A 16662-nucleotide genomic window follows, 5' to 3' on the forward strand; every position below is an offset into this window, starting at 1 on the left:
AGCTATGGCAACACCCGAGCTCGCCCCCTCCGACACGCCGCAGACCCGCAAGGCAGGGGAGTCCTCGGTTCCCGTCTTCGTCACTCTCGGGATCATCGCCGGCCTGGTCGCGGCGATCGTCGTCGGGCTGACCGCCTCGGAGGCGCTGATCCGCCTCGGCATCCCGGACCCGGGCCCGCTCACCACCTACGGACTGCCGGCGGTCAAGGGGATCGGTGAGGTCGCCGCCGTCATCGCGATCGGTTCGCTGCTGCTGGCTGCATTCCTGGTGCCACCGCAACGCAACGGCGTCCTCGACGTTGACGGCTACCGTGCGGTGCGGATCGCCTCGCACGCCGCGATCGTCTGGGCAGCCTGCGCCATCGTGCTCGTTCCGCTGACGGTCTCGGACACGTCGGGGCAGCCGCTGGGCACCGCCCTGCAGCCGCAGAACCTCTGGAAGGCCATCCCGCAGATCGAGCTCGCGGGCGCCTGGCGCAACACCGCGATCCTGGCGGTGCTCCTCGCGGTCGGCACCCGGCTGGTGCTGCGCTGGGGGTGGACTCCGGTGCTGCTGCTGCTCGGGATCGCGACCCTGATCCCGCTCGGACTGTCCGGGCACTCGTCGGCGGGCGGCTCGCACGACCTCGCGACCAACAGCCTGCTCTGGCACCTCATCGCGGCGTCGCTGTGGGCGGGCGGACTGATCGCGCTGCTCGCACACGCACGGCGGCGTGGCGCGTACACCGACGTCGCGGCCCGCCGATTCTCCGCGCTGGCGATCGTCGCGTTCGTGATCATGGCGATCTCCGGCGTGCTCAACGGCCTGGTCCGACTGCCGATCGCCGAGCTGTTCACCAGCACGTACGGCTGGCTGCTCGTCGCGAAGACGGTCGCGCTGGTGGTGCTCGGCGTGTTCGGATTCGCACAGCGTCGCCGAGCGCTGCCCGCGCTGGCCGCCGACCCCACCTCGCGCGGCGCGCTGATCCGGTTCGCGGGCGCCGAGGCGCTCGTGTTCGCCGCGACCATAGGTATCGCCGTCGGCCTCGGCCGCACCCCGCCGCCGCCGGAGGACCTGCAGCCCACCCCGGCCGAGGTGCAGTTGGGCTACAACCTGGACGGCCCCCCCACCTTGGCGCGGCTTGCCTTCGACTGGCGTTTCGACCTGATCTTCGGGACCGCCGCGATCGTCGCGGCCGTGGTCTACGTGATCGGTGTGCGCCGCCTGCGCAAGCGTGGCGACAGCTGGCCGATCGGCCGGACGATCGCGTGGGTGCTCGGCTGCGCGACCCTGCTCGTCGCGACGTCCTCTGGCCTCGGCCGGTACTCGCCCGCGGTGTTCAGCGTGCACATGGGCGCGCACATGGCGCTGTCCATGCTCGCCCCGGTGCTACTGGTGCTCGGCGGTCCGATGACCCTCGCGCTGCGCGCCCTCAAGCCCGCCGGACCGACCGGAGTGCCGGGACCGCGCGAGTGGCTGCTCGCCGCGCTGCACAGCCCGGTCTCCCGGTTCCTCACCCACCCGCTGGTCGCGTCGGTGCTGTTCGTCGGTGGCTTCTACGCGCTGTACCTCGGCGGGATCTTCGGTGCGACGCTGGACTCGCACGGCGCTCACCTGCTGATGAACCTGCACTTCATCCTCAGTGGGTACCTCTTCTACTGGGTGGTCATCGGCATCGACCCCGCCCCGCGGAATCTCACCCCGATCACCAAGCTCGCCATGGTCTTCGGCTCACTGCCGTTCCACGCGTTCTTCGGCATCGCGCTGATGAGCATGGGCGAAGTCATGGGCGGCTGGTACTACCGATCGCTCGCGCTCGGCTGGAACGACGATCTGATCGGCGATCAGCGGCTCGGCGGCGGCATCGCGTGGGCGACCGGCGAGATCCCACTGGTGCTCGTGATGCTGGCGCTGCTGGTGCAGTGGTCGCGGGCCGACCAGAAGACGGCCAAGCGGGTGGACCGCGCTGCCGACCGCGACGACGACGCCGAACTCGCCTCGCACAACGCGATGTTCGCCGAACTCGCGCGGCGGGATCGAGAGGGTCAATGACCTGAGGGCATGGCGGCGAGGGCGGCCCTGTCGCGGGCCTGCGCCGGCGTCACGGTCTGTGTGTGCACCGGGTCCTGCCCGTTGAAGTGTTGATCGAGCACCGCGTGCGTCATCGGGAGTAGGTGTTTGATCACCGCCAGTTCGACCCTTGGATTGCTGGCGGCCCGCACGACGGCGCGGGTCAGTGGGGCGACCGCCCGGTCGACCAGTGCGGGCTGGTCGAAGTCGCCGAGCCGGCGCATCCAGTCGGGCAGCGTCGAAACGGTGGCGGGCGCCATCAGCCGGCTCATCGCCCACAGCGGCCACCGGCCCCGCCCACCCCTGGTGCGCAGCAGGTAGTGCATGGCTTCGACGGCCGGTTCACTGACACAGAGCCGCGACCGTACCTCGGCGAAGTATTCGCGTACCTGCTCGCGCGAACGCGGGACGTCTTCGACCCTGCAGGTCTGCAGTTCGGCGGCGACGACGCAGTCGGCCCAGTAGCGGTCCTCCTCCTCCGGTGCCAGTGGTCCGGGCCCGAACCTCTCGTAGCTCTTGAGTACCGAATGCCACCCGGTGACGTGGATCCACAATTGACTCTCGGGACTGTTGGCGCTGTATCGCTTTCCGCTGATCGGTTCGATCCCGGTGGCCTTGGTGTGCACGCGCATCAACAGTTCGGACGTCTCGATCGCCGAGCGGCTGTCGCCGACCGCCACGATGAGGAAGTAGGAGAGGGTGCCGTCCAGACGTCCGCGTGGGTCGAGATAGATCCCCTTCGCATCGGCGACCGCGGCGGTGAGGAAGGGGTCGAAGTGCTCGAGGGTGACCGCACGTTGGAACCCGAGCAGGGCGGTCGGGTTGGTCCACACCTTCCAGGTCGGCGATCCGGGTCCGAAGAAGCCTTGGTCCTCGCGTCGGCGAGCAGCGTCGAACGGCCATCCCCGCTCGGCGAGCATGCGGGTGGACGTCCCGTCCTCTATCGCCGTCATGTCGTCTCCCTCGATCCTCGGGCGGTCGTGTACCACCCTCGCAGTGAATACAACGAGACCGTAGCAATTGCGGGTCGTGAATACAACGGTTCCGTAGCATTGGTTGGGGCAGTGCCGGGATCGTGGTCGGGGAAACCGTAGGCTGGACATGGAGGTGGATGGATGACGGAGGCGGACACGACCGCAGCTGGGCGGCCTCGCCGCAGGTACGCCCCGCGGCTGCCGCCCGAAGAGCGACGCGAGCAGTTGCTCGACGCCGCGTTCGCGGTGACGCGTAGGGTGGGCCTGCACGAGCTCGGCATGGAGGCCGTCGCTGCCGAAGCCGGTGTGGGTAAACCGGTGTTGTACACAGTCTTTCGCACCAGGGCCGAGCTGGTCGCTGCGCTACTCGATCGCGAGAACGACCGCGCTCTCGATCAGGTCCTCGCGACCATGCCGACGGACCTGAGCGTCCTCGGGCCGTCCGCCGCGTACGCGGGCACCGTGTCCGCGTTCGTCGGTGTGGTACTCGCGAATCCCACCCGGTGGCGGCTGATCCTCACCGCTCCCGACCAGGCGCCGAGCGAATATCGCGAGCATCTGCGCGCCTCCAGGTCCACCGTGCTGGCCCGTGCCGAGGGCCTCGCGCGAGCAGGGATCGCACTCGAGCCGAACCTCGCGGGACTGGATCCGGAGCTGCTGGCGCACACGATGCTCTCGTTCGCAGAGATGCTCGGCAGGCTCGCGGTCAGCGACCCCGTGACGTACTCGAGTGAGCGGCTCGAGGCCTACGCACGAGCCCTCGCCGGGTCGGTGACGCGCCGTCCCGGCGCATAGCACGACCCTCCGACGAACGACGGCTCCGCGCACCGGTTTTCGCGTCGCCTGTGGAGTAGTCGCGTGGTTGTCCACAGATTCGCCGCGACCCTGGAATCCGGTGGGTGCCCGATGGAGGCTTGCAGTCGAGGGGCCCTCGGGTCCACCGGATGCAAAGGGGCGGAACATGTACGAGACGCACACGGCGGTGGTCGGCACCGTCATCACCATCCCGGCAAAGCGGCTCACCAACTCCGGTGAGGAGGTGATCAGCTTCCGGATGGCCAGTAATACCCGGCGCCGCGACCAGTCCACCGGCGAGTGGACCGACGGCGGCACCCTGTACCTGACGGTCAGTTGCTGGCGACGCCTCGTCGCCGGCGTCGGTGCGACGTTGATGAAGGGCGACCCGATCATCGCGTACGGGCAGCTGCGCACCAACGAGTACACGACCCGCGAGGGCGTGGACCGCTCCGATCTCGAAATGCGGGCCAGCGCGCTGGGGCCGGACCTCGCGCGGTGCATCGCGAAGCTCGACCGGTCCGCGCGCGCCGGACAGTCGGGTCAGGAGCCGGGGACCGGTCAGGGGGAGGACCCCGACGCGACTTCGCCGGACCCGGATGCCGAGCCGGCGCCCGACGCGGCCACCGAGAGCGTGTTCGAGGCGGTCTCGGTCGGCTGAGTGACAGGCCGAAACCACCTCGGCGCGACCCGGTACAGGCCTACGGTTGTGACAGCCGACCGGCAATGTTGGGGAGGCGAGCGCAATGCTGCGCACGAGAGTCTCGGCGCTGTTCGTGACGGTAGTGGCGGTGCTCGGCGCGGTGACGGGACTGCCCGTCACCGCGACCGCGGCACCGGCTCCACCCGGGTCGGTGATCTCCTCGGAGGACATGCCTCGGGAGCGCTGGCTGCCCGGCGCCGGGCAGGCCCAGCGGATCACCTATGCCACCACCGACCACGTCGGCGCGCCCGCGACCAGTACCGGGGCGCTGTACCTGCCACCGGGTCGCCCGCCCGTGGGCGGCTGGCCCGTGGTGTCCTACGCGCACGGAACGATCGGGGTCGCCGACCAGTGCGCACCCTCGAGCGCGGGCCTGTACGAACCCGAGGCGGACTACCTCGGGCGATGGCTGAACCGCGGGTACGCGGTGGTGGTCACCGACTACCTCGGCCTCGGCACGCCCGGGGTCCTGCCGTACCTCGACGGCCGCGCCGCCGCACACAGCGTGATCGACATGGTGCGGGCCGGCCGTGCGGTCGAGCCCGATCTGGCACCCAGGTGGGTGGTGGTCGGGTTGTCCGAGGGCGGGCAGGCGGCGCTGCTCACCGCGCACGAGGCGACGCGGTATGCGCCCGACCTCGACTACCGGGGCGCGGTCGCTCTCGGGGCGCCCGCGAATCTCGAGAAGCTGTTCCCGCTGGGTGGACCGGGCTTCCCGGACGTGGGGATACGAGGACTGACCACCTTCGGACTGTTCGCGGTCGTCGGATTGCGGGCCGCGCGTCCGGACCTCGACATCGACCAGTACCTGTCCCCGCTGGGGCTCGAACTGGCGGCCAGGGCCGAGCAGTTGTGCTCGCCCCAACTCGGTCGCGAGGTCGACGGCATCTCGGTCGGACGGTTGTTCTCCCGGCCGCTCGACAATCCCGAGATGCGCAGCGCGCTCACGGACTACCTCGCGGTGCCGACCGACGGGTACGACCGGCCGCTGTTCGTCGGGCATGGGCTCGACGACGTGACCGTGCCGATTCCGCTGACCCTCGCACTTGCCGCGGACCTCGAACGGGCAGGGACCGATCTCACGTTCGTCGCCTACCCGGGGACCGGGCACGTGGAGACGCTCGCCGCCTCGTTCGCGGACTCGACGAGGTTCGTCGACCGGGTGATGGGATAAGCCGCCGCATCCGAGGCGCCGTGCGGTAGACAGGGTCATTCCGTCAACACAGTGGGAGAGACGATCGCGATGCCGCACACCAGGATCCGGGTACTAGTCGCTGCCGTCGGCGTCGCGATCATTTCGATGGTCGGGATGCCTGCGCTCGCCGGACCGGTGGATCGCGGCGAGGTGCTGTCGACGTCGGATCTCGCGCCGGTCGCGTCGATCCCCGGCGCGGACCGCGAGTACCGCGTCACCTACCGCAGCACCGACCACAACGGTGCGCCGACGGTGAGCAGCGGTGCGATCCACGTGCCCGCGGGCCCGGTCCCCGCGGGCGGCTGGCCGGTGGTCTCGTACGCGCACGGCACCGTCGGTGTAGCGCAGTCGTGCGCGCCGTCGCTCGCGGGGGAGACCGCCGCGGAGGCCGACTATCTCGCGCGCTGGTTGGCCCGCGGCTACGCGGTGGTTGCCACCGACTACGTCGGGCTCGGCACGCCGGGGCGGCTCGCCTACCTCGACGGGGTGGCCGCCGCTCACAATGTGATCGACATGGTCCGGGCCTCCAGGTCCGTGGTCCCGGACCTCTCGCCGAAGTGGGTGGTCGCCGGGCTGTCGCAGGGCGGGCAGGCCTCGATGCTCACCGCCCGGCTGGCCACCGCGTACGCGCCCGAATTGGACTACCGCGGCGCGGTCGCCATGGGTGTCCCGTCGAACCTGGACCGGCTGTTCCCGCTGGCCGGCCCGGGAATCCCCGACCTCGGTCTGGTCGGGCTCACGAAGTTCATGCTGTTCACCATGATCGGCATGCGCGATGCGCGGCCGGAGCTGAAAGTCGACCAGTACCTGTCCCCGAAGGGGCGCGAGCTGGCCGCACTCGCCGAGCAGATGTGCACGGTGCCGTTCGGTCAGCACGTGGTCGGGGTCTCGGTGGGCGACCTGTTCGCTCGGCCGCTCGGGACCGACGAGATGCGCGGGGCGATGACGGAGTATCTGGGCATCCCGACCTCCGGCTACGACAGGCCGGTCTTCCTCGGTCAGGGCGTTGGCGACCTGGTGGTACCGATCCCGTTGACGCTGGCGTTCGCCGGTGAACTCGCGGCGTCCGGCACCGACCTCACCTTCCGGACATACGCCGGCGCGGACCACATGGGCACCCCGGCGGCCTCGTTCGAGGACTCAGTGCCCTTCGTCCAGCGCGTCATGCAGTAGTCGACCCGTGGCACCGGGTGTCACAGAAGTCGACAATTCGGCGAGCCGGTGCGGTAGAACAGGACGCGTGCGAGAGACGACTGTGAACACGCCCACCGAATCCGGATCGACAATCGGTGTGCTGCACCGGGTTCGGCGGTGGATTGTCGCGGCGGTTCCGCTGGGCCTCGCGTTCGCCGTGGTCGTCGCCCCTGTCCCCGCGGTGGCCCAGGAGGCTGACACCGGTCCGGGAGTGGTGGTCTCACGTGGGGCGCTGGCCCCGATCGCGGAGCTGCCGGACACCGCGGACAGCTACCGGCTCGTGTACTGGACGGAGGGCCCGACCGGCACGCCGGCACGCAGCGCGGGCGCGGTGTACCTGCCCGAGGGCACGCCGCCGCCGGGCGGCTGGCCGGTGATGTCGTGGGCGCACGGGACCACCGGTGTCGGTGACGACTGCGCGCCCTCGTCGGGGTACGATGTCACACCGCTCACCCGCGACTACATTTCCGCGTGGTTGGCGCAGGGTTACGCGGTGGTGGCCACCGACTACGTCGGACTCGGCACCGAGGGCGAGCACGCGTACCTGCACGGTCGTAGCGAGGGTCGGGCCGTGATCGACATGGTCCGCGCGGCCCGGGCGGTCACCCCGTCGCTGTCGAAGTCCTGGGTGGCTTTCGGGCACTCGCAGGGCGGCCACGCAGTGATGTTCGCTGCGCACGAGGCGACCAGTTACGCGCCGGAGCTGGACTACCGAGGCGCCGTCGCCACGGGAACCCCGGCGAACCTCGAACAGCTGTTCCCGTTCGGCGGGCCGGGATTCCCCAACCTGGGTCTGAACGGCCTGACCGCCTTCGCGGCGTACGTGATCGACGGACTGAAGGTGGCACGACCGGACCTGCCTATCGACGACTACCTCACCCCGGCCGGCCGCGAGCTGGTCAAGGCCTCGGAGACGATGTGCTTCGTTCCGCTCCTCAAGCACGCGGGAACCCTCGGGGTCGGCGAGATGCTCAGTCGTCCCCTCGACAACGAGCAGGTCCGCTCGGCCCTGCGCGACTACCTCGCGGTCCCCACCACCGGCTACGACCGGCCGGTGTTCGTCGGGCACGGCCTGACCGATCAGACGGTCCCCTTCCCGCTCGGCGCGAAGCTCGCGCTCGACCTCCAGGTCGCCGGCCAGCCGGTCACGTTCCGGCCCTACCCGGGCAACCACGGCGACTCGGTTTTCCAGGCCTTGCCCGACACCTCGACGTTCGTGCGGTCGCTGTTCGGCCGCTGACGTTTCGAGCCGCCTCGCGGCGGTGACCACACCATGACACCGGTGCCGTACCCGCTGGGTGCGAAGCTGGCGGGCCGACCTCTACGGCAACGGGCAGGACGTCACGGTCCGCTCCTACCGGAGTGACCACCAGGTCTCCCTGACGCAGTCGTTGCCCGACGCGATCGCGTTCGCTCGCGCGCACATCTGACCTGCGGCGCGTCGACGGGCGCCTGCGGCGGCGTGGATTGGGGCGCCGCCACGTCTGCCGATACTCTGGTGCCCATGGCGGAGTTCATTTACACGATGAAGAAGGTGCGCAAGGCGCACGGCGACAAGGTCATCCTCGATGACGTCACGATGAGCTTCTACCCGGGCGCGAAGATCGGTGTCGTCGGCCCGAACGGTGCGGGTAAATCCTCCATCCTCAAGATCATGGCCGGCCTCGACCAGCCGGGCAACGGTGAGGCGTTCCTCGCCCCCGGCGCCTCGGTCGGCATCCTGATGCAGGAGCCGCATCTCGACGAGACCAAGACCGCCCGCGAGAACGTCGAGGAGGGCCTCGGCGACACGATGGTGCAGCTCAAGCGCTACAACGAGATCGCCGAGCTGATGGCCACCGACTACTCCGACGAGCTCATGGAAGAGATGGGCGAACTCCAGGAGAAGCTCGACCACGCTGACGCCTGGGAGGTCGACTCCCAGATCGAGCAGGCCATGGACGCCCTGCGCTGCCCGCCGGCCGACGAGCCGGTCACGCACCTGTCCGGCGGCGAGAAGCGTCGCATCGCGCTGTGCCGGCTGCTGCTGAGCAAGCCCGACCTGCTGCTGCTCGACGAGCCGACCAACCACCTCGACGCCGAGTCGGTGCTCTGGCTCGAGCAGCACCTGGCCGCCTACCCCGGCGCCATCCTGGCCGTCACCCACGATCGCTACTTCCTCGACCACGTCGCGCAGTGGATCTGTGAGGTCGACCGCGGCCGGCTCTACCCGTACGAGGGCAACTACTCCACCTACCTGGAGCAGAAGGCCGACCGGCTCGAGGTGCAGGGCAAGAAGGACCAGAAGCTGCAGAAGCGCCTCAAGGAGGAGCTCGCCTGGGTCCGCTCCGGCGCCAAGGCCCGGCAGGCGAAGAACAAGGCCCGCCTCGACCGCTACGACGAGATGGTCACGGAGGCCGAGAAGCACCGCAAGCTCGACTTCGAGGAGATCCAGATCCCGACCCCGCCGCGCCTCGGCAACGTGGTGGTCGAGGTGGACAACCTGGACAAGGGCTTCGAAGGCCGCCTGCTGATCAAGGACCTGTCCTTCACGCTGCCCCGCAACGGCATCGTCGGCGTCATCGGTCCCAACGGCGTCGGCAAGACGACACTGTTCAAGACCATCGTCGGGCTCGAGGAGCCGGACTCGGGCACCGTGAAGGTCGGCGAGACGGTCAAGCTCAGCTACGTCGACCAGACCCGCGCGAACATCGACCCGAAGAAGACGGTGTGGGAGACGGTCTCCGACGGGCTCGACTACATCGAGGTCGGCCAGAACGAGATGCCGTCGCGCGCCTACGTCTCCGCGTTCGGGTTCAAGGGCCCGGACCAGCAGAAGCCGGCCGGTGTGCTCTCCGGTGGTGAGCGCAACCGACTGAACCTGGCGCTGACCCTCAAGGAGGGCGGCAACCTGATCCTGCTCGACGAGCCGACCAACGACCTCGACGTCGAGACCCTCAGCTCCCTCGAGAACGCGCTGCAGGACTTCCCCGGCTGCGCCGTGGTGATCTCCCACGACCGCTGGTTCCTGGACCGGACCTGCACGCACATCCTGGCGTGGGAGGGCGCGTTCGGCGACAACGAGGCGGCCTGGTACTGGTTCGAGGGCAACTTCGAGGCCTACGAGGAGAACAAGGTCGCCCGGCTCGGCGCCGACGCGGCCCGCCCGCACCGGGTCACGCACCGCAAGCTCACCCGGGACTGACCGAGTGTCGGACAAGACGTACTCCTGTGAAGTCCAGGTGCGCTGGGGCGATTCCGATCGCCTCGGCCACGTGAACAACGTGCTGTACGCCGAGTACGCGCAGGAGGCCCGGACCAGGTTCTTCCGCGACTGCATCATCGGGGTGGGCGCGCCGCCCGCCCCGATGGTGGTGCGGCGGATGGAGTTCGACTACCTGCGTCCGGTGACCGACGCGACCGGACCGCTCACCGTCGAGGTGAGCATCCTGCGCGTCGGGAACTCGTCGTTCACCGTGCGGCACGTGATGCGTGACCGGCACGGCGCGGTCTGCGTGGCCGCGGACGGCGTGATGGTCGGCTTCGATCCGAAGACCGAGAAGTCGGTTCCGTTGGGCGAGCGCACCCGCGAGCTGCTGTCGCAGTACGTGCCGGCGGGGGCCGCGCTGTAGGTCTGCGGTTGGCAACCTCTCGGGCGAAGCCTCGGGCGCATATGAAGCTGTCTCGGTCCTGCCGCGGTTAGGCTCGGGGGCACACCTGTCGTATCGACCAGGGGGTGAACCGCGAGATGACCGTATCCGCCGACCGATTCGACGCGGCGTGGACGGCGAGCCTGCCCACCGGGCTCGCCGCACACCTGTCGGAGGTCGCCGCCGCCTACTTCCGGAACACCGATTTCGCGTGGACCGGTGGTGCCATCACCGACGTCGCGACGGCCGCGTTCGGCGAGCACCTGACCTTCGCTCTGCACAGGCCGGCCGAGCATTCGGTGTCGCGTGTGTGCGTGCCGACGGTCGGGGCCCCTGCGGTGCAGGTGGTCACCGACGACATGCCGATGCTCGTGGAATCGGTGACCGCGATGCTGTCCCGGCTCGGTGTCACCGTCGTCGAGATCGTGCACCCGGTGCTGCGCGTGCAGCGCGACGACGGCGGTGACCTGGTCGACGTCCTGGTCGACGGCGGCCAGCACGAGCGGTCGACGCGGTCGGAGTCGTGGATGCACCTGCAACTGCATCCGGCGACCGACCCCGCGCAGTTCGACACGATCGCCGGCGCCGTGCAGGACGTGCTCGCCGATGTGCGACATGTCATCTCGGACACCGAGGCGATGCGCTACACCCAGGCCTCGCTCGCCGAACAACTCGAGGAGCTCGCCGATCGGGGTGACAGCGGCTACCCCGAGCGGGAGATGCGGGAGTGCGCTGCGTTGCTGCGCTGGCTCGCCGCCGGCAACTTCGCGTTGCTCGGGTATCGCCGCTACGAGTTCGGGGACCCGGGGGTGCACGGCACCCCCGCCGCGCACATCGTCGCGGACAGTGGTCTCGGGGTGCTCGGGGCGAAGACCCGGACCGATCATCGAATTGACCTTCCGGCACCGGAATTCGGCACCGACAGGCCGTTGCTCACCTTCGCGCAGGGGCCGATGCCCGCCACCGTGCACCGTTCGGTGTACCCCTCGTTCGTGGCCGTCACCGAGGTGGGTCACGACGGCCGGATCACCGGAGAACACCGCTTTCTCGGGGTGTTCACGGTGACCGCCCTGCACGAGAACGTCCTCGACATCCCGGTGATCTCCGGGCGGGCGCGGGCGGTCATCGAGCGCGCAGGGTTCGAGCTGCACTCGTTCTCCGGGCAGGCGATGCTGGAGGTGATCCAGTCATTCCCGCGCACGGAACTGTTCTCCATCGACGCGGACGCCCTGTTCGAGACGGTCACCGCGGTCCTGGCCATCGGTGTGCGCAGGCAGGCTCGGCTGTTCCTGCGCCACGACCACGCGGGACACTTCGTCTCCGCACTGGTGTATCTCCCACGGGACCGGTACAACACCAGGGCGCGCCTGGCGATGCAGGCCATCCTGCTGCGCGAGCTCGGCGGCGGGACACTCGAGTACGGCGCCAGGGTCACCGAATCCGACCTTGCCATGGTGCATTTCACGATCCGAAATCCGGCCGACGGTGATGCCGCCATCATCGACACCTCGTCCGCGAATCGGGACCGGATCGAGTCGCTGCTCGCGGCGGCCAGTCGGTCCTGGGACGACGACCTGACGGACGTGGCAGCGGCCGAACCGCTGGTGAGCACGCTGACCGCGCAGCGGTACGCCGCCGCGTTCCCGGAGAGCTACAAGGAGGACTTCGGCGCGGCTCGCGCCGTTCGCGACATCGCCCGGCTCGAGGTCCTCGGCGCCGACGAGATCGACCTCGAGTTGTACCGCTGGCGCAATGCACCGCCCGGGGAGTGGCGCTTCACCCTGTACATCTGCGGGGAGGGGGTCTCACTCAGTCAGGTGCTGCCGGTGCTGCAGAGCCTCGGCGTCGAGGTGATCGACGAACGGCCCTATTCCGTCTGCCGACCGGACGGGACCACCTGCTGGATCTACGATTTCGGGTTGTCCGCAGCGCCCGAACTGATCGACGCCGCCGTCGAGGAGAACCTGGACCGCGAGATCGGCGAGGCCGAGGACATCGCGGAGTCGGAGGAGGCCCGTGCGCTGCACCGCCGTTTCACGGACGCCTTCACCGCGGTCTGGTTCGGCCGCTCCGAGCCCGACAAGTTCAACGAACTCGTGCTGCGCTCGCGGCTCGAATGGCGTCAGGCCGTGGTGCTGCGTGCGTACGCGAAGTACCTGCGCCAGGCCGGATTTCCTTACAGTCAGTTCCACATCGAGGGCGTGCTGCTCGAGCACGCCCACACCGCGCGGTTGCTGGTCGAGCTGTTCACTGCCATCTTCGACCCGGATGTGGCCTCTGCCGAACGGGCCGAGCATCTGGTCGGGGAGTTGGGGGCGCAGATCAAGGAGATCATCAGCCTCGACGCGGACCGGATCCTGCGCGGAATGCTCTCGCTGGTCCTGGCGACGCTGCGTACCAATGCCTACGTCACCGGCCCCGACGACGGCCATCGCGATGTCCTGGTGTTCAAACTCGATCCGGGGCAGATCGCCGAACTGCCCCGTCCGCGTCCGCGTTTCGAGGTCTTCGCCTACTCTCCTCGGGTCGAGGGCGTGCATCTGCGGTTCGGCGCGGTCGCCCGTGGCGGGCTGCGCTGGTCGGACCGCCGGGAGGACTTCCGGACCGAGGTCCTCGGCCTGGTGAAGGCGCAGGCGGTGAAGAACGCCGTGATCGTCCCGGTCGGGGCCAAGGGCGGATTCGTCGTCAAGCGCCCACCGCAACCGACCGGTGACCCGGCGGCGGACCGGCAGGCCGCGCTCGCCGAGGGTCAGGCGTGCTACCGGCTGTTCATCTCCGGACTGCTCGACGTCACCGACAACGTCGATCCCGGCACCGGGGCAGTGCTGCCGCCGGAGCGGGTGATCCGCCGGGACGGCGACGACACGTACCTGGTCGTCGCGGCGGACAAGGGCACCGCGTCCTTCTCCGACCTCGCGAACGAGGTTGCCGCGCAGTACCGTTACTGGCTCGGTGACGCGTTCGCCTCCGGCGGCTCCATCGGCTACGACCACAAGGCGATGGGCATCACCGCCAAGGGAGCCTGGGAGTCGGTCAAGCGGCACTTCCGGGAGATGGGCCTCGATCCCTCGGCCGACGACTTCACCGTGGTCGGGGTCGGCGACATGAGCGGCGACGTGTTCGGCAACGGCATGCTGCTGAGCCCGCACATCCGACTGGTCGCCGCCTTCGACCACCGGCACGTCTTCCTGGACCCGAATCCGGTTGCGGGACGGTCGTTCGCGGAGCGTGAGCGCCTGTTCCGGCTGCCCCGTTCGTCGTGGGCGGACTACGACCGTTCGCTGATCAGTGCGGGCGGCGGAGTGTGGGAGCGGTCGGTGAAGTCGGTTCCGATCGCCGCGCAGGCCCGGTCTGCGCTGGGCCTCGACGAGTCCGTGACCGAACTGTCCCCGCCCGAACTCGTCCGCGCCATCCTGCGAGCGCCCGTGGACCTGCTGTGGAACGGCGGCATCGGCACCTACGTCAAGGCGAGCAGCGAATCGCAGGCGGACGTCGGCGACAAGTCGAACGACACCGTCCGGGTGAACGGCAACGAGGTGCGCGCCAAGGTGATCGGTGAGGGCGGGAACCTCGGTGTGACGTCCCGCGGGCGGGTCGAGTACGACCTGTCCGGTGGCCGGATCAACACCGACGCGATGGACAACTCGGCGGGTGTCGACTGCTCCGACCACGAGGTCAACATCAAGATCCTTCTCGACACCGCCGTCAGCGCAGGCGAACTCGCGCGCCCGGATCGCAATGAGCTGCTCGCGTCGATGACGGACGAGGTCTCGCGACTGGTGCTGCGTGACAACATCGACCAGAACAATCTGATGGGCACCTCGCGCGCCGATGCCGTCGGGATGCTGGGCGTTCACGCCCGGCAGCTGGCGGACCTCGAGCGCACCAGGGGACTGGACCGCGAGCTCGACGTGCTGCCCACTCCCGCGGAGATCGAGCTGCGCAGGGAGGAGGGCCGGGGCCTCACGTCGCCGGAGATCGCGACGCTGCTCGCGCACGTCAAGCTCGCGCTCAAGGACGACCTGCTGGCCAGCGAGCTGCCCGACAGCGACACGTACGCGACCCGGTTGCCCCGCTACTTCCCGCGGCCGCTGCGCGAGCGGTTCGCACCGCAGATCCGAACGCACCGGCTGCGCAGGCAGATCGTGGCGACCATGCTCGTCAACGAGGCGATCGACTTCGGCGGTATCAGCTACGCGTACCGGCTGGCCGAGGAGACGGGAGCCGGCAGCACCGACTCGATTCGGGCGTTCACCGCCGCGACCGAGATCTTCGACCTGCGTTCGGTCTGGTCCGAGATCCGCGAGGCGCCGGTGGCCGCGTCGGTCGCGGACGAGTTGGTGCTCGAATCGCGGCGGATGTTGGACCGGGCGTCGCGCTGGCTGCTCTCGAACCGGCCGCAACCGATCGCGGTGGGCGCCGAGATCAACCGGTACGCGGCCCGCGTCCGTACGCTGATGCCGCAGGTTCAGGGGTGGCTGCGTGGCCACCACCTGACCGAGATCGACCGCCGGATGGCGCCGGTTCTCGAGCGCGGCTGTCCGCGCGAACTGGCACGCCGGGTCTACGGGATGCTCGATGCGTTCCCGGCGCTCGACATCATCGACATCGCCGACATCGCCGAGCGCGACCATGACGAGGTCGGCACGCTGTACTACGCGCTCGACGAGCACCTCGGCATCGACGAGTTCCTCACCGCGATCTCGGGTCTCGAACGCGGCGACCGATGGCACTCGCTGGCGCGGCTGGCCCTGCGCGACGACCTGTACGGCTCGTTGCGGTCGTTGACCACGGATGTGCTCGTAGCCGGTGAACCGTACGAGAGCGCCGAGGAGAAGATCGAGGACTGGGAGTCGACGAACTCGTCGCGGCTCGCGAGGGCGCGGGCAGCGCTCGGTGAGATCGTGGAGTCTGGGACCCTTGACCTCGCGACGCTCTCGGTGGCGGCGCGGCAGGTACGGAGCATGGTGCGCGGAGCGGGCACCCGATCGGAGGGTATGCGGTGAAGGTCGAAGCGGTGGAGGCCACGGAGGCGGCGGTGGGGTTCCACACCAAGGTCGGGGTGCGCTGGTCGGACATGGACGTCTTCCAGCACATCAACCACGCCAGGATGGTGACGCTGCTCGAGGAGGCGCGGATTCCGTGGCTGTTCGAGGACGACCGCCCGACCGTGTCGCTACGCAATGGCGCGGTCATTGCGGACCTGCACGTGCGCTACCGCGGTCAGTTGCGCCACGACGACGGGCCCCTCGACGTGCTGATGTGGATCGAGGCTGTGCGTGCGGTGGACTTCACCATCGGATACGAGGTGCGGGCCGGTGGGGCCGACCCGGAATCCGCGCCCGCCATCGTCGCGTCCACGCAGATCGCCGCGTTCGACATCGACACCCAGCGGCTGCGCCGACTCACCGCCCCCGAACGCGAGTACCTGGAGAGCTGGAAGCGTGGGTGACCGGGTACTGACGGCGGACCGGGGGGAACGGGAGAATCTCGCGGCCTTCCTGGCACGGGCCGTTCGTCTCGACGAGGCCGCGGTGGTGCGGCTGCGCCAACGCGACGACACACATCTGGTGGCATGGGCGGCAACGGGATTCGAGGCGCTCGCCGCGCGGGTGGTGGCGGGCCTGATCCGGCCGCAGGACACCGTGGTCGCGGCCGACGGGCTGCTGGGGGCGTTGCACGCCGGCGACGAAGTGGACCCCGGCTACGCGATGGACTCGGCCTGGCGGGGCGCGCTGCCTCCGGACGAGGGCTACGTGCACGTCGACGACGTGCCCGCCGCGGCGCTGATCGAGCTGGCCAGGCAGGGTGCCGAGGTCGCCGCCGAGCACGGCGGGCCGAAGGGCCCACCCGCCTCGCTGCTCGCGCAGGAGGTACTCGCGGTGGACGGCGGCGGCGAGCACGTCGTGGTCAGCATGCGGACCGTGTTCGCCCTCGCCGCAATGGGATTCGTCCCCGGTGCGGATACCGAGACGGCGGCCGTGGATCCGGCCGAGCTCGTGCGGGTGCGTGCGAGCCGGACCTGGCTGCGGCTCGACGCGCGCTACGGCTCCGTCTTCGCCCGGCGTGGGGGCGAGATCCCGATCTCGGTGCTCTGACGGACAGCGAGCTCTTACGGACGG

Annotated in this window: 13 protein-coding genes; 12 read left to right on the forward strand and 1 reads right to left on the reverse strand. The window is 69.6% G+C overall.

Annotated features, from left to right (window positions below):
* Positions 1 to 4 precede the first annotated feature (4 nt).
* The gene (locus tag FK531_RS07580) at positions 5 to 2032 is read left to right on the forward strand and encodes a bifunctional copper resistance protein CopD/cytochrome c oxidase assembly protein (protein WP_142097200.1); all 2028 of its coding nucleotides are present in this window, start codon (positions 5 to 7) and stop codon (positions 2030 to 2032) included.
* On the opposite strand, the gene FK531_RS07585 is transcribed toward FK531_RS07580, so the two are convergent.
* Positions 2026 to 2970: an oxygenase MpaB family protein gene (locus FK531_RS07585; protein WP_142098165.1), complete on the reverse strand. Its 945-nt coding sequence runs from the start codon at positions 2968 to 2970 to the stop codon at positions 2026 to 2028. The genes FK531_RS07580 and FK531_RS07585 overlap by 7 nt on opposite strands.
* 195 nt (positions 2971 to 3165) lie before the next feature.
* Here FK531_RS07585 and FK531_RS07590 point away from each other — a divergent pair, with 195 nt between their 5' ends.
* From FK531_RS07590 to FK531_RS07635, 11 genes are all read left to right on the forward strand, one after another.
* The gene (locus tag FK531_RS07590; RefSeq protein ID WP_142097203.1) at positions 3166 to 3819 is read left to right on the forward strand and encodes a TetR/AcrR family transcriptional regulator; all 654 of its coding nucleotides are present in this window, start codon (positions 3166 to 3168) and stop codon (positions 3817 to 3819) included.
* 166 nt (positions 3820 to 3985) lie between these two features.
* Entirely contained in the window at positions 3986 to 4480 is a 495-nt protein-coding gene (locus tag FK531_RS07595) for a single-stranded DNA-binding protein (RefSeq protein WP_142097206.1), read from the forward strand.
* Between the two features lie 85 nt (positions 4481 to 4565).
* Complete coding sequence (locus FK531_RS07600; RefSeq protein WP_142097209.1) at positions 4566 to 5696, forward strand: alpha/beta hydrolase family protein; 1131 nt, start codon at positions 4566 to 4568, stop codon at positions 5694 to 5696.
* A 51-nt stretch (positions 5697 to 5747) separates the two neighbouring features.
* Positions 5748 to 6890 (forward strand): lipase family protein, encoded by a 1143-nt coding sequence (locus FK531_RS07605; protein ID WP_246097996.1) that lies wholly within the window; start codon positions 5748 to 5750, stop codon positions 6888 to 6890.
* Positions 6891 to 7008: 118 nt separating this feature from the next.
* Positions 7009 to 8151 (forward strand): lipase family protein, encoded by a 1143-nt coding sequence (locus tag FK531_RS07610; RefSeq protein WP_435531037.1) that lies wholly within the window; start codon positions 7009 to 7011, stop codon positions 8149 to 8151.
* Positions 8152 to 8209: 58 nt separating this feature from the next.
* The gene (locus FK531_RS22870; protein WP_290367608.1) at positions 8210 to 8341 is read left to right on the forward strand and encodes a hypothetical protein; all 132 of its coding nucleotides are present in this window, start codon (positions 8210 to 8212) and stop codon (positions 8339 to 8341) included.
* A 74-nt stretch (positions 8342 to 8415) separates the two neighbouring features.
* A complete protein-coding gene (ettA, locus tag FK531_RS07615) occupies positions 8416 to 10095 on the forward strand; it encodes an energy-dependent translational throttle protein EttA (RefSeq protein ID WP_142097212.1) in 1680 nt (559 codons plus the stop codon).
* A gap of 4 nt (positions 10096 to 10099) precedes the next feature.
* Positions 10100 to 10522, forward strand: a complete 423-nt coding sequence (locus tag FK531_RS07620; protein ID WP_142097215.1) for an acyl-CoA thioesterase — start codon at positions 10100 to 10102, stop codon at positions 10520 to 10522.
* Between the two features lie 116 nt (positions 10523 to 10638).
* Positions 10639 to 15546, forward strand: coding sequence for an NAD-glutamate dehydrogenase (locus FK531_RS07625; RefSeq protein WP_142097219.1), 4908 nt, complete (start codon positions 10639 to 10641; stop codon positions 15544 to 15546).
* Positions 15543 to 15992, forward strand: coding sequence for an acyl-CoA thioesterase (locus tag FK531_RS07630; RefSeq protein WP_290367609.1), 450 nt, complete (start codon positions 15543 to 15545; stop codon positions 15990 to 15992). The genes FK531_RS07625 and FK531_RS07630 overlap by 4 nt, the downstream gene beginning before the upstream one ends.
* Positions 15985 to 16638: a DUF8185 domain-containing protein gene (locus FK531_RS07635; protein WP_142097222.1), complete on the forward strand. Its 654-nt coding sequence runs from the start codon at positions 15985 to 15987 to the stop codon at positions 16636 to 16638. Before FK531_RS07630 ends, FK531_RS07635 begins: the two co-directional genes overlap by 8 nt.
* The last annotated feature ends 24 nt before the right edge of the window (positions 16639 to 16662 follow it).

Origin of the sequence: Rhodococcus spelaei, from assembly GCF_006704125.1 — a bacterium.
Lineage (GTDB): Bacteria > Actinomycetota > Actinomycetes > Mycobacteriales > Mycobacteriaceae > Rhodococcus_G > Rhodococcus_G spelaei.